Source organism: Ferdinandcohnia sp. Marseille-Q9671 (assembly GCF_976954385.1).
This window is the reverse complement of sequence record NZ_CDRJTA010000001.1, coordinates 1,762,289-1,786,369: the sequence shown is the minus strand read 5'-3', so window position 1 is coordinate 1,786,369 and position 24,081 is coordinate 1,762,289. Positions and strand designations below refer to the sequence as shown.

Below are 24,081 nucleotides of genomic sequence, written 5' to 3'. Positions count from 1 at the left end.
TAAAAGGCAGGGGTGGGTCAGGGAACCTGTCCCCCTGACCCACTGTGGGGACCGAAATAGTTAATGTATCCTGCATTGTTCCTAGCGCAAATAGCGCCAATCTCTTAGAGACTGACGCTAAAAAAATTTTTATTCACGTACTAACCTTACAAGTTTGGTTGGGCCGTCTTTAGTTTCGAGTTCGAAGAAAATTTTATATCCATTTTTGTAATAAGGAAGGATGTATTCACCGGATAATTCACTTATAGATGGTTCTACTGATTCAGCAAGCACTTTGTTAATTTCTTCTGCCGTCATGCCGACAGTTGCACCGAACACGGATATGGTTGGTGCAGCAAAGAAATAACCCATGACGGTTTCCTCAAGTTCATCTATAAAATACCCTTCCTTGTCGAAAGTGACTAGCCTTGCACCGGAATAATAATCATCATAGGTAGGTTCGCCATAATGCGCCTTTAATTCGCTTAATGGTGCGCCCAGTGGAAAAGGAGCGTCAATGTCGGTTGAAGCAGAAACCTCTTCTTCCTCTTTTTTACTTTCTGTAGGCTTAACACCATCCCCTATATGCACGATAAATGTATAGGGTGGTGTAGTGAAATCCTCACCATCTTCGTAATAATCGAGTAAGAATCCGTAATCACCTTCTTCGGTTAGTGAAAATTCATTACCAGCATAGACTAGGTTTGCGTTTGAAGTACTGATAGGTGCTTGATCCATGCTGTTGTAATAAAGAGCAATTTTTCCTTCGTCGAACAATTTCTTTGTATCATTATTTGCCGGTACAAACGTAATTGGCTGTCCAATTTTTACATAGACCTCTTCATCTTCGGTTGGAATCACAAGTCCTTCCGAATCAAGTACAAACTCTATTTGTAACGAATCATCTGAGCCTACCTCACTCCGAGGTATTTCAGTGACTATCACACCTTTTTTATCAACCGATAGCTGGACAGCTCCGTGTGTCATCACTTCAATATATTCTTCTTCTTGCTCGATGAAGCTTCCGTTACCGGACCAAATGACTGTACCTGTTCCGTCTTTATCAAGTTGAACAGCATATGTTTCATAGGTTCGTGCTGAACCACCATGCATGACGTTATACACAATCATCGCCACTTTACTTTCTTCAGGGTTTACAACATATAAGTCCCCGATATACGAGTCGATATCGAAAATAGGATCTGCATAGTGTTCTTCAGATTCCCAAACTGTGCTCCATTTATTAGTTTCAGCCTTTCCATCATAATCGATAACAGCGATTTTCACTTTTTCTTCAAATTCAACTTCATTGTTTGCGATAACAAGGACGTTATAATATGAATCATGGATCCTCAAGATTTCCTCTTTAGACAATTGCCAATCTGGAAAAAGAGTGGTTACCTCATCCTGACTTATGCTTGGGGGTTTGGAATCTACTTCTTCCTTCGGTTCTGCAACAGTCTCTATTGTTTTTTTCTCTCCGCCATTATTCAGGGCCATTACTCCCGCAATACCGGCAACGGTTAAAAGCACGGCAGCTCCCACACCAATTGCCCATTTCGGAACCTTTTTCGGCGGTTTGTCCTGAGCTACTGCAGTTGCATTTTTAACTGTTTCTTCACTTGAATCACTGGAAATCACTTGCGCCCCACAGTTTTTGCAGAACTTTGCTTCTGTGGAAAGTTCACTTCCACATTGTTTACAAAATTTCATAACTACCTCCATTTATAATCAATCTAATATAGTAATTAGTTAAGTGCCATCCATTGTAAAAGTAGTTTAGTAGAATTTTTCGCTGGTTTCCCTAGAACCTTGTGGAACTACCAATTCAAAAGACCAGGTACCTCCCACTTTTCAAGCGGGAAAGATTCCTGGTCTTTATTTGGGAACAATGAATTACCCACTGTATTATTAGAAAAAGCTTATAGAGTCGATGATTCTTTCTATAGCTACTCTTGCAACAGTTAATAATAAGATAATGATTGCAAGGTATGTAATGAAGGTACTGTATATACCGTCTAATCCACCTTGGTTATTCTGTTTATATGAATAAATTGTAAAAGGTACGATTATGAATAAACCTAAGAATCCAAATAGTAGAAGTAATAAAAACAACTTTATTTGAATTAGAGAGAATAGTAATGCAACTAGTAAAAATGCAGTAGGTACAATCAAGAAAGCTCCAAATCTAGCAAAAACATCTTTAATAGAAGCTTGTACTTTACCAAATTTAATAACTATAAATGTAACTAAAGCCGTGAATCCAATAAAGATTAGGTAATAAATAGTTGGTGTAATAACGGCATCAGAAAAGCTTGGTGAAAAATAGTCTCCCTTGAAGCCAAAGTAAACCATAAGTGGAATACTAATCGCATATAAAATCATAGTAATGAGACCATTGATAAATTGGGAACCATCTACGTTCTGAGCCATAGAGGTTGGTGATTTTAACCCTTGTAAAAAGTAACCAAAATACAATTTTGAAATATTTTTTGTCGCCTCTAACACTTGATTAGAGGTAGTATTTTGTGTTTGTGTAGGTTGTTGTACATAGTTTTGGTTTGTATTTTCAACTGTTGCTGCAGTCTGATTTTGAGATGTAGCTTGAAGCGGGGTGCCACATTTTTCACAAAACTTACCACCGTCATTTTGGTGGCCGCAATTAGAGCAATACATATTAACAACTCCTTATTCCTATAATAGTTTACTAGCTGAACTTTTTAATTTCCAAGCCATGTAGAAACGAGTGATTTTGGCTCTTTAATGGTATATTCTTTTATGTTGTCTTCATCAAAGCCCCAAGAGTAATCACTACCACTTACTAACCATTTCCCTTGAGTTTCATCGTATATTAGATAAAATACTCGAGCATCACTGTCTTCCTCTAATTCGACTTCATCGCCTTTATAAAAATAATCTCGATTCCAGTGCTCAAGTACAGAAACTGTTGCTTGCCATGCCCCATCAGGATTATATAAACTAAATGAGTCCAAATCGAAATCAACACCTAAATATTGTGCTTCAAGCGCATATTCTTGTTCTTTATTTTCATTAGCTTCTTCAATGACCTCATCTTTCACCCCTTGTACTGCTGTAGTGATCGCAGAATTATCAACGGATGTATAGGCTGTTGTCCATTCTTGTAAGTATAGGTGAACAGTATCCATGAGTGTATTTTTAAGTTCATCATTGATGTATGTAATATCTAGATAATCATCATCAATCGGTATTTCTTCTGTTTTTACGGTTCCCCACGGTGCATCCGCTTCAACAGATAACGTCATAGAGCCATCTGTTAAGACAGGACCAAATGTTGGATTCTCATAAAGATTAACTCCAACATCTTTGCCGTTAATAAATAATTTAGCAGCAAATTCTGTCATCCCCATTGGTGGTAATTCAACTGTGACTTCTTCTGCATCAAGATAAAGTGTAGCGTGTTCCTTGTTATCGTAACCGTTTAGGAAGATATCCTCTTTTTGTTCCAAATCAACAAAGTCTGTTTTTAACTTTCCGGAAATCGTATGATAACCAGGGAGGAATGGTCCATAGGTTGCCTCATAATCTGGTTTATCAGCGGTACCTACTTCTTTGCCATCAACTGATAAGACGGTGTCCTTATAATTTGTCTCGAGTGTAAGATAGACTGAAGCAATATTTAATTGGAATTTATCGTAGAAAAGGAACTTCCCATCCTGTTTCAAAGTAACCAGACCGTACTCCGATAGACCGTCTGCAAATAAATCTACTAATGATTTACCTTCTTTATCCGCATTATCAACCAATCTTGATTGAGCTTCTAAGGTTGCTATTGTTTCTTGAACTTGATCTGGATTTTCTTTAAAATACTTCATCAAGCCGGCAATTGATTTTTCATTGATTTCTAGTTTTTTATCATTAGACGTTAATAGATTTGCAACCTGCTTTGCATCTTTCTCTATAAGTGCAGTCTCAAATTTGTCTATCAACCGATCCTTAGACATTAATGAATCTACTAGTTTATGTACACCGAATAATATAATAAGTGCGACAATCCCAATAATCCATGCTCTTTTTGCCTTTTTTGACATGGGTTTTTTAGGAACTGATTGTACTGTGGTAGTGGTAGGTTGATTACCATTTGTTTGAACTAATGGAGTTCCGCATTCGTTACAAAATGATGCGTTTTCCTTTAGTTCTTTTCCACATTCCTTACAAAACTTCACTGCTTGTACCCCCTAAATCTACTAATAATCATGAATTCTTCCGAAATAAGTCTTTAGAACTAGTGCTAACCTCCTTCCTTTTTTGGAACAAAACACCATATCAGTATAGCAACATAGCAAAAAGGATTCAATTGATTTTATGGTTTTCTTGCAAGTTATAGTTATTTTTGCCTATTTCATATTCCCTCTCTTATTATGAAATAAAAATTGGATGTTTGATTGAATTGGTCGTTAGAGGGTTTGCTGGATCTTTTGTACTAGTTGCTTTCTGAATTTGGGTCAAGTAAACACCGGGATTAAATCGTACCTAAAACAAAACCAACAACAATTTTTTAGCAGAGGCTGAAAAAAGAGGTCTGTATGAAGGGATTTCAATATAGCTGGAGAGGGATTGGCACGGGTGATTTAGAGTTGTGCATTAAGCGAAAAATATGAAAAAACCAATGGCCAGACAGTCAATCTAAAGGAATTTGTATGAGTTATTTCAAACTAATTACCAACCTACTCAATTGTGGCAAGGTGGTTTGGTTAATTATTTATAATCAAAAAGAATTATCCAGGTGTCCAAGCTGCTGACTCTGTAAAGGTACTAATCTAGTAGGCTGGTGGATCAAAATTTGCGATTGGAAATTAAAGTAAAGAATTATATTAAAGTAAACCAAAGGCACAACCTGCAGTGTATCTGCTTATTGTGCCCTTTTTTAATGAACAAGTATCTAGTTTATTTATACGTCACTCTATATATGAAGCTTTTCTAAAGATCTGTTAGTCTTGCGGAAAATAATACATACATAAATAACCCAGCATACAAAGAAACAGAGCAATATCAGTTTATCCTCTTCGATATTCACCTTCCCTAAACTTTAAAACTGGGTCAAGGAACCTGTCCCCCTGACCCACACCAACCCCCGACCCGCAGAACCTCCGTCCCAAAACCACAACCATTGAACTACGACTTTTAGCGCTAGTCCAATAAATGGTATTTTAGTATAGTGTGAATAGACTGAAAATTTTGTTCTATTTTCGGCTATTTTGTCAATAAAGGGGAGGAAGAAAAATGGGGAAGAAAATTATGGCTTTATTGCTAGTTTTTTTACTGGCATTTGGAAGTAGCGGTTTTGCTGTGACAGGCGGCTTTACTCCAGAACAACTAGACGCACAAAAGCCTAAGGTGGACAACTCAAACCTTAAAGCAACCGGCTTAACTGACATTGATCCTAATAAAGAGGTTCGTGTTGTAGTCGAAATGGATGGCGAATCGCCAGTTGAAGTAGCAACGAAAAAGGGGAAAAAATACGATAAGCTTTCCAAAGGGGAACGAAAGCAACTCGAAAAGGCAGCTAAGGACAAGCAAAAAGCTGCAAAAGATAAAATCAAAGGCAAAAAGGTAAACATCAAATATGAGCAAGAATTTAATGCTGTCGTAAATGGATTCAGTGCAAGTGTAAAATACGGCGACATTGCAAAACTAAAAGAAGTTCCAGAGGTCAAGGAAGTTTACATAGCAACTGAATATTCAATTCCAAATGAAGAGCCTGATATGAAATATAGTAAAGAATTAGTTCAGGCACAACAAGCTTGGCGTGATTTTGGATATGACGGAGAAGGTATGGTAGTTGGGATCATTGATTCTGGTATCGACCCTGAGCACAAAGATTTAGTATTATCTGAGGATACTAGTGCTGAGTTGTCTGAAGAAGAAGTAACCGAGGCAGTTTCTCAACATGAACTACCAGGACATTTCTTTACGGAAAAAGTCCCTTATGGGTGGAACTACGCGGATAACAATAATGATATCCAGGATGACAATGTAGACACCGGAATGCATGGGATGCACGTTGCAGGTACAGTAGCAGCAAATGGTGACGAGGCAACTAATGGAATAAAAGGGATAGCGCCAGAAGCGCAATTGCTAGCATTACGAGTTTTCGGTGAAAATGTAGCAACAACATCTGGTGATATTTATATCAAAGCGATTGATGATGCATTTAAATTAGGCGTTGATGTTATAAATATGAGTCTTGGTTCTACAGCGGGATTTGTGGATGCTGAGTCTCCAGAGCAACAAGCGGTGAAACGTGCAGTTGACAACGGAGTCGTTGTGGCCATTTCTGCAGGTAACTCTGCACTTTATGCGGATGGTTATTATTACCCATATGCATCTAATCCTGATTATGGAGTAGTAGGATCTCCAAGTGTATCGAATGATTCTATTTCAGTAGCATCGTTTGAAAATACGTATATGGATGTAGATGCAGCAAATGTTTCAATTAATGGTGGAGAAGCAGAACAAGCAATGTACTTATCCGCTGGTCAGACTGCACCAACAGTAGGTGAAAGCTATGAATTGGTTTATGGTGGATTAGGAAAGCCAGATGAGCTTGAAGGTAAGGATTTTGAAGGCAAATTTGCTCTCATTCAACGTGGCGAATTAGACTTCGTAACAAAGGCTGTAAATGCACAAAATGCTGGAGCAGCTGGTGTAATTGTGTATAACAATACGGATGGAACAGTTAATATGGCATCCGATGCGACAATCGTTATTCCACAATTATTCATGCTAAAAGCGGATGGAGATCGTTTTGCAGAAGCACTCCAAAATGGACAAGCAGTTACAGTAACATTTGGTAGCAGTAAAATGACAGTACCAAACAGTGAATCAGGTAAAATGAGTGCCTTCACTTCGTGGGGGATTACGCCAAGCCTTGATTTTAAACCAGAAATCACTGCACCAGGTGGACAAATTTACTCTACAGCTGATCACAACGAATACCAAGTGATGAGTGGTACGTCAATGGCGGCACCACATGTATCGGGTGGTTCAGCATTAGTATTGCAACGTGTTGACGAAGAATTTGGTCTTGAAAATGCAGAAAGATCAAAACTAGCGAAAAAATTCTTATTAAATACATCTCAACCAGTAGAATTTGATGGGGCGCAAGTTTCTCCACGTCGTCAAGGTGCAGGTTTAATGCAGCTACACGCAGCATTATCAACGCCTGTCACAGTGACTGATCCAAATACAGGTGAAGCCAAGGTAGCTCTTAAAGAAGTAAATGATAATGTTGTAACATTCTCACTAACAGCAGAAAACCACTCTGATGCAGCTGCAACTTATGAAGTACGTGCAAATGCCCAAACAGATTCTCCTGTTAATGGAGGGGATGTGTTTGTATCAGCTCCTAACTTATTTGGTGCATTAGATTTAGGTGCGGTAGCGACAGTTAATGGTCAACAAGTTAGCACAGTAGAAGTACCTGCAAATGGTACAACAACATTTGACGTTACAGTTGACGTAAGTGACTGGGATGCAGATTTAAAATCTGTATTTACAAATGGCTATTGGTTAGAAGGTTTTGTAAAACTAACAGACCCAACTGATACAAACCCTGATCTAGTTGTACCGTATGTTGGATTTAAAGGTGACTGGTCTGCAGCACCAATTTTTGATACACCAACTTGGGATCCGATGTCTTTCTACGGATCTACTGGGGTTGTCACTCATGTTGGTGGAGGAAGCTATAATTTCTTAGGAGTTGACCAAGCAACAGGTGAATATAATACGGACCTAATTGCCATCTCGCCAAATGGTGATGGTAATAATGACAGTGCGACTTATATTTTCTCTCTCCTTCGTAATGCAAAAGAGTTAACATTCAATGTATTGAACAAGCAAGGAAAAGTAGTGAAGGAAATTGCTTCGGAAGAATTTGTGCGTAAAAACTACTATGACAGTGGAAGAGGGGCAATGTACTACCTAATCTCTGACTGGACATGGGATGGTACGATGAACAATGGCAAGAGAGCTCCGGAAGGTCAATACTACTTACAAGTAGATGCAACACTTGACTATGAAGGTGCTGAGGTTCAAAGTTTAACATTCCCAGTGAAGCTAGACGTTACAACACCTAAAGTAAAAACAAAATTAGCAAAAGACGGCCAAACAGTATCTGTAGATGTGTCTGACAAAACAAGTGGTATTGCTTATTGGACTGTGTTAGTCGATGGACAACCTGTCCTTGACGTTCCATATGTAAATGGAGAAACACAACACGTTCTAGCACAACCAGCAACAAAAGACCAAACAGTAACAATAGTTGCAGTCGACAACGCTGGTAACACAACAACAAATGACGTGAAAATCGGAAACAAAGGCAACAACGGAAACACAGGAAACAAAAAGAACTAATGGGATAGGGGAATGGGTCAAAGGGACAGGTTCCCTGTCCCACCTCTGGACAACCTGTTGATTGAACGCCCAACGCTACAAATAAACGAAATATGTCTGGAACCAAATAAAATGCCTATCTACTAAGAGGATTTGCTCAATGTAGATAGGCATTTGTTATGTTTAGGCAGTTCTATTTCTTCTCAAATACATAGCTAGTACAGCCGACCCAATAAGAAGAGTTGTGATTCCTACTGCAAGCATGTTATAAAGCGGGCTCGCAGTTTTAGGTAGCTTTGGACCTGATTTCGTTTCCTTTTTATCAGGAGTTACCTTATTTTCGTCTTTAACAGGCTCTTCTTTAGTTGGCTCTTCTTTAGTAGGCTGCTCCCCTTTCGGATCCTCTTTCACTGGAGGCTCCTCCGCAGGTGGTTCTTCTACAGGAGGCTCCTCCACTGGAGGTTCTTCCACAGGTGGTTTCTCAACCGGTGGCTCTTCTACTTTCGGAAGAATGTTTGTGATTTCAATCGATTTAACCTTTTCTTCTCCAGTACCACTTAATACATAAACCGTGTAAAATCCATTTTCGGTAACCTCAAATGAACGTTTATCTAGTGAAATGTCGTTTCCTTCCGATCCGAAATCCTCGACAGCTAATTCCCCTGGAAGCCACTTCATCTCTAAAATTTCTTCATGGTTTGTTTCAATATTCACCGTTATGGGACCTTCTACTTCCTCAGTCGGTGTAGCAGCTAGAGCAATTTCTAGCTCTGGCGGTAATAAAGAAGCTAAAGCTTTGTCTGCTAAAGAAGCTAGTACCTTCTGTCCTTCAATTGTAGGGTGGACATCTGGATATTGGCGAACGTACATATGCTGTTTACCATTATAAGCGGAGTACGCATCTACTAAAATAGTCCCAGGTACCCGTGCGCTAATGGGAGCGATTACGCTTTGGTTAACAGCTGTAACAATTTCCTCTCCAAACGTATGAAGCTTTGGTACATGCTGTTCAACATGTTGTCCGAAAGGATTATAGATATTATAGAAAATAATAGGAGCGACTTTATTTTGATGTCTAATAATACCCATAATTTCAGTTAAATTCGCGCCCATTTGAAGGGATGCAGCTGTAATTTTTCCTTTTAATTCTTCAATCTTTTCATCTGTTAGTGGACCTTCAGTAAGGAGATTATTTAGATCAACAGCTTGAAGTAAGTCATTGTTCCCGATATTTAACGTAATGACATCTGCATTAGCAATGGAAGGAACATAGCTTGGATTGGTTTTTATTGCACCAAGTAAATCACCTGAAGTCCAACCGGGCCAACTTAAGTTTGTAACCTCAAACCCGCCACCTAAAATATAATTCGGAAATGCATGAGCAGACGGCTTTGTCTTATCTGGGTTTTCTCCCTCATATAAGTTCCAACCAAAGGTAATTGAATCACCAAGAGCGACGAGTGAAGGCTTGTCCACTGGAGTTGTCTCAGCAAATGCCATTGGCGCAATTACGGCTTGAAACATAATAGCTAGTAATACGAATATCGACAGCTTTTTCTTTTTTATAAAACGCATCTAAAGTCCTCCTTCTTTTGTAATAGATTCATAGACTTCTATATTGTATTTTTAATTTTCAGAACATACAATGTAAACCGTTCACCAAATTCCTACAAATAACTACTACGTTTGTCGAATGGGACAAGGGACCTGTCCCCCTGACCCAGAACGGGACAAAGGGACAGGTACCCTGTCCCACATATCTAAATTTTAATATTTTCACTCTTCGAAATATATTAAATATAGGAAAAAATAAATATTCTTTTTCCTTTCTCTGGTATATAATTACTCCGATAGTTTCAAATATTTTGTATTCCGTAGGAGGAAGAGAAGGAAATGCGTAATCGAAAATGGCTACATGTATGTATGGTCCTAGTATTGCTGTTATCGCTAACGAGTCCGATTGCTAGTGGCAAAACTCGTGCTGAAACAGGGCTAAGCCAAGTGAGCTTGACAGAAACAGAGAATGGCATCACGCTTTCGTGGGAGGCTGCAATCTCTCAAAATGAGGAAATCATAAACTATCATCTTAGTAAAAATGGACAAACGATTGAAATTGAACCAGCCCAAAACGAATCAGAAGATGGAAGTGTCAAGCAGTATTCATATGAAGATACAGAACTTGAGGCAAACACATTATATACATATGAGCTTACCGCGATAACCTCCTCTGGAGATCAACTTACAAGTGGTAAAATGGAGCATACCTTCAAACCCACCACTGAGGAAGAGGTTGTAAGTGAGCCAACAGTAACAGAACTTGAACTACCAAAAGTAGCTCCAAAGGAAACAGTAGCAGCGGACGAAGTAGTCATGACTAATATTAAGGTCTCTACCACAAAAGGCAATATCCCGTGGGAATTTGAGTACTCCATAAAAGGAGTAACCGAAAATGTAGCGGACGTAGAGTATTATGGTTACTTAGACGACGAAGGCTACTTTGTAGATTATGAGTATGAGACAAGAAATCTTGAACTACCTGTTGGAACCTATGAACTCGTTACCTTCAATTATTCAACGGAAGAGGAAATCACAGCGGAGTTTAAGGTAGAGAGTGACCGCGATTATCTACTAAATCCAATTGAAATATCCCTAGACGACGACCAATTAGTGATCAAAAAGGTATTATCCGTTGAAGGAGTGACAGAGCAAAGTATCTCCATCTTCTGGGACGAACCGTGGGAGCCAGAACAAATTGAAAAATATGAAGTTTCCTTGGATGATAGTGTTGTAGAGGTCATTACAGATCCATATGAAACAACCTATACATACACAGACCTTTCACAAGAGACAACCTATCAGCTAAAAGTAGACATTTTCTATAAGGACGGTACAGTCGAACCAATCACGGAAAAGGCAACGACTACTGCACCTCCTGTCGGGGAACCAATCACATTTGCTGATAACAACCTCAAGGAGGCTGTAAAAGAGGCACTAAAAATCTATCACCGCGACAGCATTTATGTCGAGGATATGGAAAGATTAGTTCACCTGGATGCAAACTACTATGGAATTCAAAGCCTAGCAGGATTGGAATATGCAACAAATCTAACTGACCTCATGGTTAGTGGAAATGAAATCCAAGACCTAACGCCAATTGAAAACCTAGAAAACCTTGTATATCTTGACTTGGACTCTAATCTAATTAGTAAGATTGAAAGTCTTAAAACGATACAAAGTCTCGAGATGCTATTTATCTCCTATAATGAATTAACAGATATTTCGGCTCTACTTGAGTTACCGAATTTAACACATGTGTCTCTGTATGGAAATGATGGACTCAGTTTAACAAAAGGGTCTGCAGACATGAATGTAATAAAGGCATTACAGGCAAAAGGAATCAGCGTAGAATGGTCAGACATCCAGCACGAGCTTTTCATAACAGATGTAACGGAAAACTCAGTCACATTTGATATGAACTTTTACGAGATTACAGATCATATTCAAACATATAATGTATACGTAGACGGAGAACTTGTAGGGAGCACTCCAGCTTCAAAACCTTCATATAAGCTAACAGGACTTGACCCTCTATCAGAGGTTTATATCGCAGTTGAAGGTGTTGACGAGGAGGGATTCATATGGGGAAGCGCGTACACATCTGTACAGACACCTCCAGCTCCTTCAGGTCAGGTTGTTACATTTGCTGACCCGGCATTAGAAGAAGTAATTAAGGAAACATTACAGATTACGTCCCGAGAAATTGTAGAGAGTGACCTAACGATAGTAACTAGCCTTGATGCTTCCTACAGAGGTATATCAGATCTAACAGGTTTGGAATTCGCAAAAAATCTAGAAGATTTGAATCTCATGTCAAACTCAATCACAGACCTGACCCCGTTAAAAGGGTTAACAAACTTACTTTATCTAGTAGCACAAAATAATGAAATTGAAGATATCTCACCATTAAAAGATGTAACAAAGCTCGAGTACCTTGGTTTAGATGGAAATCAAATTGAGGATATCAGTGTGCTAGCTGGGTTTACGAATCTAAAATACCTAACCATACAGCGAAATAAAATTAAAGACATTTCCGCCTTATCCAATTTGAACATCGAATTTTTAGACATTAGCTACAATGAAATTAGTTATATTTCTAGTCTTTTAACTTTACCTAATCTAATGATTGTGATGTTGATGGAAAATGCATTGGATCTATCAGAAGAATCGGATGCACTTGCTATCATAAAAGAACTAGAGGAAAAAGAGGTAGTGGTTGTCTACGAATACCTTGATATTACGGTCGGTGATGTAACAGATGCCGAAATTGAGCTTAGCTGGAAACCAGTCACAACAGATGGATTCGAAGACTTCTCCTATATTATTTTTGTGAATGGAGAAGAAGTTGAAGTAGATACAAAGGATACGAAATACCTGCTCACAGACCTAGAGTCAGAGACAGAATACACCATTGAAATCTACGGCTTTGTTGAAAATGATGAAGAGCGTTTCATCTATGGAACTACAATGGTGTCGACTACATCAACTGAAGAACCTGGCGATGATACAGGAGACGAAGAAGGCGAAACACCTGAAGAAGAACAGCCGGCTGACGAAACGGACGAGGTAACACCTCCTGGTAAAGATTCTGACAAAGGTTCAGATTCGAAAGATACAACAGATAAAGACACAGATAAAAAGAACGATGAAAAGAAAAACAACGGCAAAAAGCTCCCAACAACAGCAACAAACAGCTACAACTTACTACTGTTTGGCTTGCTATTCGTAGGAGCGGGTACGTTATTTATCATAGCTACACGTAGAAAATTATTTACTCGGTAAATAGTTTTCAGGAAAAAAGGTTTAGAAATTTTACTGCTTGTTCTTTGAGGTACCTTTTTTTCTTAATTTGGGAGGTAGTGGGTTGCTCTTTCTTGAAGCTCCCTGCCTCTCTTTACTTTTGCGACTAGTTTTATATCTCATTAATTCTCCAATGAAAATAAATGCTAAAGAAACAACTTTAAAATAGAAGAAAAATCTTTTCATACTTCCTCCTGTCTAAATCCTAGCAAAATTAAACCTCGCAAGGGCTACACTTAAAGGTAACATTAGAATAAGTAGAGAGCAATGGGAATAATTATGGGTCAGAGGGACAGGTTCCTTGTCCCACCATATTTTAGGAAGTTAATTCAAGGCTGACAGGGACGTTTGAAGAAAGAATGATACAAATGATTTTTTGGCAACAAATTGACGAAGATGAAATCTACTAATATCGGGGTGGAAAAATGGATATAGTCAAATTTATTTTATTCGTGGCAGCAATCTCTTTTTTTACCATCCGAGTTTTCGTAAGCAAAGATGACGATGAGCAGGAGGAAATTGATTCATCGGTATACTATCGCTTTCAAAAATATCTAGCATTATCCTTCATGATATTCTTCTCGGGAATGCTGATTTATAAGGATGAAATATTCCTTTGGCTTATGTATTACACAGGTGTTATGGTGCTGCTGCTTCTTAGCCTAAAAGAAGGCGGGCGGAAGTTGTGGTGGACCGGGCTACTGATCATCGCACTCATCTTTAGCATCCACCGCGTCCCAAAACACCCAGACTCATTCCAGCAGTGGGTTAGTGAGAACAAACAGCTATACTGTCCAAGTGGCTATGATTGTGTAAAGGTATCTACCTATATAGATAAGGATGATAACCTCATGACTAAGTCAGAGATTGTGCCCATCATATACGACTATACAAGCTGGTATCTTTTCTTTGCGAGGGGAGAATTCTCCTATGAAGATAGCGAAGGAAAAGAAGTTCTATATAAAGGGATTAATATAGCCGGCTGGTGGATTGAAACCAGTGATTAAAAATAGTGCCTGTTACTACCGAGTATTGCGTAGTGACAGGCCTTTTCACATTATAAAAGGTAGTGGGTCAGGGAACCTGTCCCCCCGACCCACTGACACCCACTCCGCCCTAATGTCGAAAGATGACGAAAAATAGGTCTAAAGACTCTTTTTAGGAGTTTACTCACTATTATATAGTAAATATGAATCATACATAAATCGTACGAAATGGCAAAATTATTGAAAGATGATGACGCAAAACTAGAGGGGCTAAGGTCTTTTGGACTATGCCAGCCAGTTTCCGAACACGAACTCCGTCGATTTATGGTACATATCGAGAGGAGAATATGCATGAAAAAGGTTATTTACAAGGTAAAATACGTTTGGCACAGCTTTCAATTTAATAAGAACCGGGCACTGTTACAGGAGTGTCTCGCAAAGGATCTAAAAACAGATCTCGAATCAAAAATGCAATACCATGAGCGCGAAGCAATTAATTATATAACGAAATTATAATGAACTGAGTACCGGACCTCGCTGTCTAGGCGGGGTTTAATAATTCCAATATAAAAAAGAAGTGACCCACCAGAGTCACTTCCAATCAAATTATTGTAATCTTTTTCTATATACGAAAAGTATAGTTACACCTGCTAATAGAATAACAGAACCGAGTAGTAATGTATTAAATAATGAAGATGCAGTAACAGGTAGTTTTTCTCCACCCTCAACTTCATCTTTATCTACTACAGTGTTCTTTTCTGTATTCTCTATCATTGTTGTCTTATCTTCATTGTTTGTTGCTTCTTCAGAGGTCTTTCCTGTTTCGACAGCTTGTTGATTATTTTCTACAACGTTACTGTTTTCTTCCTGATTAGTCTCTTCAACTTCTGGCGTAGTAGCCTCTTCATCGGTTTCGCCTACAGGCTCTTCACTAGAACCTTCAGTTATTTCGTCTGTTGTTTCGATCACAGGTTCTTCAGCAGCAATAACATCAGTTACTTCCTCGGCTGAACCCGCAACTTCAAAGACAGAATAAATACTAAAGTGGTCAGTGGTCACAAGTACTTTTCCATCCTCATAAACAGCTCCAGGAATTAACTCCCATTCCCTCGAAACGCCATTGAAATAGTAAACTTGTAAATCAGCAGGATTTTTCACTTTTTCAACATCTACATTAAAGGTAAGTGTAATTGGCTCTTCGAATTGAGAGACCCTCTCGCCATCTGCAAAGATTGTAAAATCATAAACATCACTTACAGCGTTCTCTACAGGTTCTAATTTTTGAACATCTGCTGAAATTTCTTTATCAGCGGGTAGGTTATTTGTTGGAATGTGAAGCGCAACTTTACTACTTGTAAGAGTAATAGGTGCACCACTTTCTTTTAAGGAATTCACAATTTCTACTGGCAATGTAACCTTTACTTCCTCAGCCTGGCTCACATCGATCTTAACGGGTGCTCCTTTTACCGCATCTTCAATCATACTTTGATTAATAGCTGCAACCCCATTTTCTACTACTGGCTTAGCAATAATTGGTGCAGGCTCAGCTCCAGCCTTACCAACATCACCTTGGTTAACACTCACGTAAATGCTTTTTTCTTCAAGTGCATGAATGACATTTTCCGCAGAAGTATAAAGAGAATTGTCGGATAGTATCACCATTTGTAAAGAATCCATATCTAAGAGATTATCAATTTTTGAAAAGCCATTAGTATTCAAATTAAGTAATTCTACGTTATCTAAATAACTTAGAGTTGTTAAATCTGAAAGATTATTATTCCCAAGGAACAATTGTCGAAGGTTTACTAAATTGCTCAATGGTAATAAGTTAGATATACCATTATTGTTTAACATAAGGAATTCTAGACTCTTTAAACCGCTTAATGGTGCCAAATTTGTTACGTGATTATCTTCTAATAATAGTTGCTTCAAATTGACTAACTTACTTAATGCAGAAACATCTGTTAAATCATTATCATTTAGATGCAAATACAATAAGTTTTTTAATGAAGAAACCGCAACAAGGTCCTTACTAGTAATGTTCGCAGAATCTAGGTTAAGGTAGTCCAATTTTGGAAGTAATGTAACAACAGAGATATCTACATTCGTCTCTGATAAGTCCAATGTGTCTAAGTTAGGAAAATTCTTTAGTACAGTCACATCTGAGATTGGGTTAGCGCCTATTGTTAATTGTTTTAAGTTAATAAGGTTCTGAATAGGTGATAGATCCGAGATATTGTTGTTACCAAGATACAAGTTCTCTAGCTGTGTTAAGGTAGAGATTGGGCTTAGGTCAGAAATATTGTTATTATACATAGTGATAGTTTTTAAGTTCTTTGCTATTTCGAGTCCTTTTAAGGATGTAATTTCAAATGAACTATCCCCATAGGTACTTCCTTCAAGCTCCACTAAACGTTCGATATCACTATCAACTAACTGATAAGAATCATCCTCAATTCCTAAAGAGTTTCTAACAGCTCTTTCCAATCCAGCATCTTCAAAATACGCGGGTGCTTGCTGTCCTCCTGCTGTTACCATAGTAATCTCGTATAACGAAGCAATACTTTCTCCATTTTTCTCTACCTCGAAGTGAAAGGTATAAGGAGTGTCTGGTTCTAAACCATCAAAAGTAAACGTCTGGGTATGGCCTTCATAGTTAACGGTGTTAATCGTAGGACCATACAAAATGATATATTTTACCTCATCAGCTGGGTCAACTTGCCCATCAAGTTGTAAGGTAATTTCAATTGATGATTCGGTATTGTTACTTGATACATAGCTTAAAGCATGTTCCTGGTTCATACCATCCTCTGCTCGGGTTGACGATACAGGCAATACAATAGAAAAAAGCAGAGTAAATACTACGACAAAATTGATAAACTTGTGCTTCTGCAAAAAAATTCCCCCTAAAATATAAAATAGGCATAAGTACCTAATTCCAAAAAATATTATACTATGAAAATAGTTTTTATGGGGGTACTATCACGAGGAAAAATAAGGAAATACTTTAACCTTTCGAAACACAAAAAGTAAGTAAACTACAAGATGTTAATCTACTAATACAAATAGTACACGCGAAAAAAGTACCAGAACTTAAAAAGAACTGGTACTTTTTTAACATATCCTTCTATTTTTATTGTAGTATATTGTTAGATTTTGTTTTCTTTAGGGGGTAACAATGAAAAAGTATAGGTATTTATTACTAATTGTTATAGCAGGAAGCGCTCTAGCATTTATGTTATTTATCATTAATCAAACCGTAGAGGTCAAAAATGACCTTAAAAGTCCAATGAGTACTGTCCTTCTAGATAACGATGGTAATGAAATAGTAGAGTCAAAGAATACATGGGTACAATCAGAAAATGTACCTGAACTAATCTCAACTTATATTCAAAATGAAACAGATGATCTAGGTCGACTCTTATATCCTACTCAAACCATTAAAAGATTACTAACAAATATAATCATGACATCATATTCAGAGGATGAAATGTACGAAGTATACATAAACAAGGTCTATCTGGACAATGGTATAGTAGGTTTTGGAAATGCGGCAAATTATTATTTTAATAAAAGTTTAAAAGACACATCCGCTTTAGAACAGATATATCTATTATACAAATCAAAGAATTTGGAATCCAGAAATATTCAGGTTGACTTAGATAATTTGATTACTTCTTTAGTTACTAAAGACTATATTGAAAAAGAAGAGATGATAACCTACCAATCTAGTATTCCGGAACTGTTAAAAGGTCTACATCATAAAACGACGTTTGCCCAATCCTATGTAGATCTTGCAATTGATGAACTAAAAAACATATTAGATGTGGAAGAAAATGAGATTTTCCAGGAAGGCTACATGATTACAACAAATCTCAATCGTAACCTTCAGCTACGCCTATACGATTCTTTTATGGATCAAAAAACATTCCCTGAGAATGAAAAGACAATTGTTGAAGGGGGAATGGTCGTCCTTGAAAGTAAGACTGGGCAAGTTGCGGGTCTTATGGGTGGCCGGGAATATCAAATGTCTACCTATAATCGCTCAACTGATACGACTAGACAGCCTGCGTCAACCTTTAAACCACTCATCGTTTATGGACCGGCTATCGAGCAAGGGTGGAAACATGATGACAGTTTGAAGGATAAGCCGCTTTCATTTAATGGCTACGAACCAAAAAATCATGATGGTACATTTCATGGTGAAGTAACTCTCCATGAAAGTCTTGTTATGTCTTATAATGTTCCGACTGCATGGTTACTGTATAAGATAGGATTGGAAAGTGGCCTAGAGTATATTAACAAATTCGATTTATTTAAAATTGATCCGACAGACGAATATAAATTAGCACTAGGATTTACAAAGGTAGGAACTTCTCCTCTAGCGATAGCCCAAGCCTATACATCTTTTGCAAATGATGGAGTAATGGTGGATGCTCAAACTATACAACGTATCGAAACGCGGAGTGGAAAAGTCAATTATAAGCCAAAAGCTAAAAAAACAAAAATCTTCGAAAAAAGTACAGCAGAAACAATGACTTCCCTTTTACAGGATGTCGTAAATGAAGGAACAGCAGAAAATGCCCATATTCCAGGACAACAGATTGCTGGGAAAACAGGAACAACCTCGTTTGATGGGTGGTTTGTAGGTTTTAATGAAAAATATGTTGGAGCAGTATGGATGGGGCCAGATGAAGTCGTGCCTGAGAATAGAATGTGGTTTGGTACATCACCTTCTGGTTTATTTAAAAATATATTTGAAGAATTAGGAGAATAACGAGACATAGCTTCTATGTAAGTTGTAGCGGGGGAATTATATTATGCGTTGGTTTACCTTTTTTATCTTAGCAGTACTATTCATTGTTACTCCTTTTCAAAAGGGATTATATTTTGCCAAGGATTTTTATCCAATCAGTATATTTATGTTAACTCTCTTTCTAGTGCTTTTCCTTAGATGGACTTTATATAAAGAAATAGCACAATTGAATAATGTAATGATTATTTTACTTTTACCTTTATGTTACCTATTGCCTCTGTTTATTGCAGAGAGCCCTAGAGGCGCCTGGGATTCAATAATAAGATGGACAACCTATACAGCATTCTTCCTAGGTCTTTACTGGGTAACTTTGAAGCATGAAATTAAAAAGTGGATGCCGCTAATCTTCAATCTCACAGGATTATGGATTTCGTTTCATATGCTTTTTATAGATGCTGGGTGGCTATCGTTCAGAAATAGTTATGTTGCTGGTCGTTCTTCAGGGGTTTTTCAGTATCCTAATACATTTGCAATGGTATTGGGAGTCTTCTTCCTCTTTTCACTTATAATGCTGACAAAGCGGAATCTTTCTTTTAAATATATAGCTTTCTACTCAATACCATTGGTGCCGCATCTCTTAAATATACTGTTGTCGGAATCAAGGGGAATGTTAGTAGTTCTTCCATTCGTTATCTTTATAGGTTTATGGTTACTCTCTGTGAAACAGCAAGTAATCTATATAACGATTACAATCGTTGCTTCACTTTCTGCGTTTTTAACGTACAGGATGATGACGGTTCAAGATCGTTTTTCTTTTGGTGCTTGGATGATTATCCTACTGTCATCAGCAATTATTTTCTTTGTAAATTACGTACTAGATAAATCTTTGGAAACAAAAGAAATAAGATCTATTTATCGTTTTATTGTTCCTGCACTCATTCTATTCATTGGAATTGCTGGATTGTTGGATCTGAAAAATGAGGGTCTTATCTATAGGGCATTGCCTGTAGAGTTTCAGGATAGAGTCGATACCATCAACTTAACAACTGCGTCTGCAGCAGAAAGAATACACTTTTTAGAGGATGGATTAAAGATAAGTAATACATCCCCAATCATTGGGTTAGGTGGGGAAGCTTGGAGTGCTGTTTATAGGGAGTACCAACAAACTCCTTATTTGTCGAATAAGGCCCATAACGGGTTTTTAGAATGGTTAGTAGACACAGGATGGTTAGGTATTCTACTCTTTGTAACTGTTTTTGGTTATTTTCTTGTGAATATATTCCGCTCTTTATTAAAAGAAAAAGATAATCCAATATATATCGGAGTATTACTTTCAGTTAGTACGATTTTTGCTCATAGTTTCATCGATTTTAACTTTTCCTATGGAACGGTTTGGTTACTAGTATTCTGGTTACTTGTGATGGGGATTTCCGATAATCCAATTAAGGAAAGAAAATTGCCAACAAGACTTCCGATAATAAGTATGTCTCTTCTTACGATTACAGTAGCTATATGCTTAGTATTCTCGTTTCAATTTATGAAGGCTTCACAAAACTATGAACAGGCAAAAGGAACAAAGTCTCTCGACGCTAAACAGGTACTTTTGGAAAACGCAGTAAGGAAGCATCCACAAAATACAAGATATCTGTTTGACCTTAGCGATGTCTATATTCGTTCTCTAGAGGAGAAGGGACCGGAAGTAGATATAATGGAAAAGCTGAATGTACTTCTTGAGAAATTGATAGTCTTAGAACCAAATAACTCTAGTGTTCTCGTAAAAGCAGCATCGACATATTACCAACTTGGTAATTTTGATAAAGCAATTACCTATTATAATGCTGCATTGGCAATCGATCGTTATAATACGAAGCTGTATGAATTAAGTATTGCGGCGAAGGTAAATCAAGCAATCAAAGCAAATGATCCAGCCTTAGTAGAATCAGCTCTTCGCGATTATGAAAGGATGAAACACGAGGAGCGGCTTCTAGTTGAAAGGTCGATGCCATCCGCTTTTAATAGTCGTAAATTTGGGGTAACACATGCGGTGCACTATCAAGCAAGTCTTGCACACTATAAGCACGAAAATTATAAGGAAATAATAGATATCTATAAAAAGGCAGAGGAAAAGTCGCTTAAACTAGCAGTACTAACTGCTCTAGCGTATTATCAAACGGGTGAAGTTGATAAGGCTAAAGAACTAGAAAAAACACAAGATTCAACAAAATTCGATGAAGAAATGCAACTTTTGAAACGAAAATTCGCTAAAAGTAATTGAAAAATCTGGACAACTAGTAAAATAGTAGTATATATTAGTAAATGTTGGGATAATTGTTATTTTCCAATAACTTAACTGAAGGAGGTGTGGAAAATCTCGTACTATAACATGTATTGTTTATAGGGGGAAATGAAAATGAAGAAAAAGCTATCATTTATTAGTGGTTTAACAGCATTTGCTTTACTAGTGGCTCCTTTTGCGACTAGTACATTTGCGGCAGAAAAAGAAGATGATTCAACTGTTGTAAACAATGTTTACGAAGTACCAGCTGACGTATATGGCGTGAGAGACGTTGTATATGGTGAAGAAGTGACAGAAGATGTGTATGAAGAAGATGTTACTGACAATGTATATGAAGAAGTAACAGAAGATGTATACGGTGAAGATGTTACTGACAATGTATATGAAGAAGTAACAGAAGACGTATACGGTGAGGATGTTACTGATGATGTATATGAAGACGTGACAGAAGATGTATACGAAGATGTTACCGACCATGTATATGGTGACGGTGTAACAAAGGACGTATATGTGGCTGAGGCTGTCTTACATACAAATGAAAAAGGTGAACTAGAAGTACTTGATTATTCTGCTCACTCTGCTGTAAATGTAACTGTTTCGAAGGAAAGCATTGAACAATTATTAAAAACAAGTCCTAACACAAAATCCATTACAATTAACATTGGTGGCAAAGTGGAAGCTGAATTGCCTATTTCGCTACTTCTGCAAGGAATCCAATTAAATGCAGAACCTACACCTACCAATATTAAGGGTGCTATCTCTGAAGTCTATGACTTTACATTGGTGAATCTTGAAACAAAACAGACTATTTCTGAATTCGAGAAGAGTCCTATCACATTATCATTCCATATTACTGGCAAAAATATTAACTGGGACAACGTAAAAGTATACTATGTTAAAGATGGTAAATTAGTAGAAGAAGCGCATAATGTTAAGATCAATAAAGAAACTGGTGTAATTTCTGCTGAAGTTACCCACTTCAGTGAATACGGTGTATTCGAAGTTGCTTCAGCTCCAGCTGGTGCAGACAAGACAACAGGTGACAAACCTGCAACTGAAACGAAGGACAATACCTCTACTACTAATGATTCACATAAAGGATCAGTAGAGAAAGCTGGCTCAACTAACACTACTGAAGGTCACAAGCTACCAGTAACTGCAACGAACAGCTATAACCTATTAGCATTTGGTTTGTTAATTGTTGCTCTTGGTGGAGTTCTACTACTCGTAAGAAATCGTAGAATGGCTTAATGGCTAACATATAATAGAAAAACTAAGAGGATTCGCTTGGTAGTCAAGTGAGTCCTCTTTCTTCATTGAATCCACTACATGGAGGCGTCTGAATGGGAAAATATATTATCTACCTCATATTAATAGTAGGCGTAGGTGTAATTGGGTATGCCTCATGGGACATCATGTATTCCAAGGCAGAAGCAAATGAAACATATGAAGAAGCAAAAAAAGTCATAGAAGAACCTGTTTTAGAAAAAAGCAGGGAGAGATTTGTTCCTGAACAAGGTGATATCGTAGGTCTCTTATCCATCCCAAAAATACAAGCGGATTTAGCGATTGTAGAAGGAACCGATCCGAATGAGTTGAGGAAAGGGGTGGGGCATTACAAAGGATCCTATTATCCAGATGAAGACGGACAAATCGTGTTATCAGGACATCGTGACACAGTTTTTAAGCGTGTCGGAGAGCTTGAAGTGGGGGATGAAATGATAGTAGAAGTCCCTTATGGTGAGTATTCCTATCAAATCACACATACTGAAATTGTTGATGCTGATGATATGACAATTATTACTCTGCAAAATGAAAAGGAAGAATTAATCGTGACTACTTGCTATCCTTTTGGCTATATGGGAGATGCACCTTACAGATATATCATCTATGCTGAAGAAATGTAATAGTATCAAAAAAATAAGCCCCTCAAGATGAGGGGTTACATTTTGTAGCGAATTTTCTCTTACCACCTGCGAAAACTTGGGACAATTAATAACGTTTGGCATGTAAGACTAATAATACTTTCTTTTTTTTCGAAATCCCCAGTACAAACCTCCGGAAATCAGAACGAGTACCAATAATCCAAATAGACTAATGCCGACAATAAATGTAGTAGAGGTGTTATTTTTTGCAACTACATTAGTAGTCTTAATCTCAGTGTGTGTTTTTACAACTTCTTCTTGTCCTTCATTCACTTCGGGTTCGTTTTCTCGCTCGCTGCTACTATCTTCGATTACTTCAATTTCCTCTTCATCTTTCTGAACAGCTTCTGGGGTTAGGTCTTCTTGAATCATATTAGACTTTTCTGTATGTACTGCCGGTTGTGTTATTGTGGTTTTCCTAGGTTTCTCAATAGTTGTATTCCCTGTCGAAGGCTTTGGGGCAACAGGCTTGTCTTCATTAGGTACAGAAGGCGTTGGAACCTGAGGTTTCGTCTGTTCAGGGACAGGATTTGTTGTTTCCTGTTTAGGTTGTGGATCCGGATTCGTTACAGGTATGGGAACTTTCTCCGAATCCGGTTGAGGCTCAGGTTCTGGAGCAGGTTCCGGCTCTGGGTTTGATTCTTCCGGACTTGGTTCGGGTTGTGGATCAGGTTCAGAATCTGGATTTGGGCTAGGATTAGGATTATCAATTGCCTTATCTCCAGGAGTAACCGGATTCATCGTCCCATAAACGATATGGGGAAAGCTATAGGTAAGCATCAAACTTAATATAAATAATAGAGAGAATAGGTTTTTTTTCTTCAAGTAGATTACCCCCACTAATGGTTAAACTATACTTATTTTACCATAAATAACCTATTACCATATCGGTAAAAATGAAAGATTCAA

Annotated in this window: 14 protein-coding genes and 1 riboswitch; of the genes, 8 read left to right on the top strand and 6 right to left on the bottom strand. The window is 37.8% G+C overall.

What is annotated here, in order from left to right; translation table 11 throughout:
* Nucleotides 1-129 precede the first annotated feature (129 nt).
* From ACWNMY_RS09030 to ACWNMY_RS09020, 3 genes are all read right to left on the bottom strand, one after another.
* Nucleotides 130-1,692: a zinc-ribbon domain-containing protein gene (locus ACWNMY_RS09030; RefSeq protein ID WP_449537899.1), complete on the bottom strand. Its 1,563-nt coding sequence runs from the start codon at nucleotides 1,690-1,692 to the stop codon at nucleotides 130-132.
* Between the two features lie 198 nt (nucleotides 1,693-1,890).
* Nucleotides 1,891-2,655, bottom strand: a complete 765-nt coding sequence (locus ACWNMY_RS09025; RefSeq protein ID WP_449537898.1) for a zinc ribbon domain-containing protein — start codon at nucleotides 2,653-2,655, stop codon at nucleotides 1,891-1,893.
* A 44-nt stretch (nucleotides 2,656-2,699) separates the two neighbouring features.
* Nucleotides 2,700-4,184, bottom strand: a complete 1,485-nt coding sequence (locus ACWNMY_RS09020) for a zinc ribbon domain-containing protein (RefSeq protein WP_449537897.1) — start codon at nucleotides 4,182-4,184, stop codon at nucleotides 2,700-2,702.
* A gap of 1,057 nt (nucleotides 4,185-5,241) precedes the next feature.
* On the opposite strand from ACWNMY_RS09020, the gene ACWNMY_RS09015 reads away from it, so the two are divergent.
* The gene (locus ACWNMY_RS09015) at nucleotides 5,242-8,373 is read left to right on the top strand and encodes a S8 family serine peptidase (protein WP_449537896.1); all 3,132 of its coding nucleotides are present in this window, start codon (nucleotides 5,242-5,244) and stop codon (nucleotides 8,371-8,373) included.
* 162 nt (nucleotides 8,374-8,535) lie between these two features.
* On the opposite strand, the gene ACWNMY_RS09010 is transcribed toward ACWNMY_RS09015, so the two are convergent.
* Nucleotides 8,536-9,927, bottom strand: coding sequence for an SGNH/GDSL hydrolase family protein (locus ACWNMY_RS09010; protein WP_449537895.1), 1,392 nt, complete (start codon nucleotides 9,925-9,927; stop codon nucleotides 8,536-8,538).
* A gap of 318 nt (nucleotides 9,928-10,245) precedes the next feature.
* Here ACWNMY_RS09010 and ACWNMY_RS09005 point away from each other — a divergent pair, with 318 nt between their 5' ends.
* From ACWNMY_RS09005 to ACWNMY_RS08995, 3 genes are all read left to right on the top strand, one after another.
* Nucleotides 10,246-13,191 carry a leucine-rich repeat domain-containing protein gene (locus ACWNMY_RS09005; RefSeq protein ID WP_449537894.1) on the top strand — a complete coding sequence of 982 codons (2,946 nt, stop codon included), beginning with the start codon at nucleotides 10,246-10,248 and terminating at the stop codon, nucleotides 13,189-13,191.
* A 443-nt stretch (nucleotides 13,192-13,634) separates the two neighbouring features.
* On the top strand, nucleotides 13,635-14,216 hold the full coding sequence (locus tag ACWNMY_RS09000) for a hypothetical protein (RefSeq protein ID WP_449537893.1): 582 nt from the start codon (nucleotides 13,635-13,637) through the stop codon (nucleotides 14,214-14,216).
* A 199-nt stretch (nucleotides 14,217-14,415) separates the two neighbouring features.
* Nucleotides 14,416-14,501: riboswitch (cyclic di-GMP riboswitch) on the top strand.
* Nucleotides 14,502-14,546: 45 nt separating this feature from the next.
* Nucleotides 14,547-14,711: a hypothetical protein gene (locus tag ACWNMY_RS08995; RefSeq protein WP_449537892.1), complete on the top strand. Its 165-nt coding sequence runs from the start codon at nucleotides 14,547-14,549 to the stop codon at nucleotides 14,709-14,711.
* Nucleotides 14,712-14,801: 90 nt separating this feature from the next.
* Here ACWNMY_RS08995 and ACWNMY_RS08990 read toward each other — a convergent pair whose 3' ends face one another.
* Entirely contained in the window at nucleotides 14,802-17,090 is a 2,289-nt protein-coding gene (locus tag ACWNMY_RS08990; protein ID WP_449537891.1) for a leucine-rich repeat domain-containing protein, read from the bottom strand.
* A 283-nt stretch (nucleotides 17,091-17,373) separates the two neighbouring features.
* Between ACWNMY_RS08990 and ACWNMY_RS08985 the strand changes: the two genes are divergently transcribed.
* From ACWNMY_RS08985 to ACWNMY_RS08970, 4 genes are all read left to right on the top strand, one after another.
* Nucleotides 17,374-18,972: a transglycosylase domain-containing protein gene (locus ACWNMY_RS08985; protein WP_449537890.1), complete on the top strand. Its 1,599-nt coding sequence runs from the start codon at nucleotides 17,374-17,376 to the stop codon at nucleotides 18,970-18,972.
* Nucleotides 18,973-19,015: 43 nt separating this feature from the next.
* Complete coding sequence (locus ACWNMY_RS08980; protein WP_449537889.1) at nucleotides 19,016-21,226, top strand: O-antigen ligase family protein; 2,211 nt, start codon at nucleotides 19,016-19,018, stop codon at nucleotides 21,224-21,226.
* 135 nt (nucleotides 21,227-21,361) lie between these two features.
* On the top strand, nucleotides 21,362-22,498 hold the full coding sequence (locus tag ACWNMY_RS08975) for an LPXTG cell wall anchor domain-containing protein (RefSeq protein ID WP_449537888.1): 1,137 nt from the start codon (nucleotides 21,362-21,364) through the stop codon (nucleotides 22,496-22,498).
* A 92-nt stretch (nucleotides 22,499-22,590) separates the two neighbouring features.
* Nucleotides 22,591-23,154, top strand: a complete 564-nt coding sequence (locus ACWNMY_RS08970) for a class D sortase (RefSeq protein ID WP_449537887.1) — start codon at nucleotides 22,591-22,593, stop codon at nucleotides 23,152-23,154.
* A 108-nt stretch (nucleotides 23,155-23,262) separates the two neighbouring features.
* Here the strand turns inward: ACWNMY_RS08970 and ACWNMY_RS08965 are convergent, their stop codons facing one another.
* Nucleotides 23,263-23,997: a hypothetical protein gene (locus ACWNMY_RS08965; protein ID WP_449537886.1), complete on the bottom strand. Its 735-nt coding sequence runs from the start codon at nucleotides 23,995-23,997 to the stop codon at nucleotides 23,263-23,265.
* Nucleotides 23,998-24,081 lie beyond the last annotated feature (84 nt).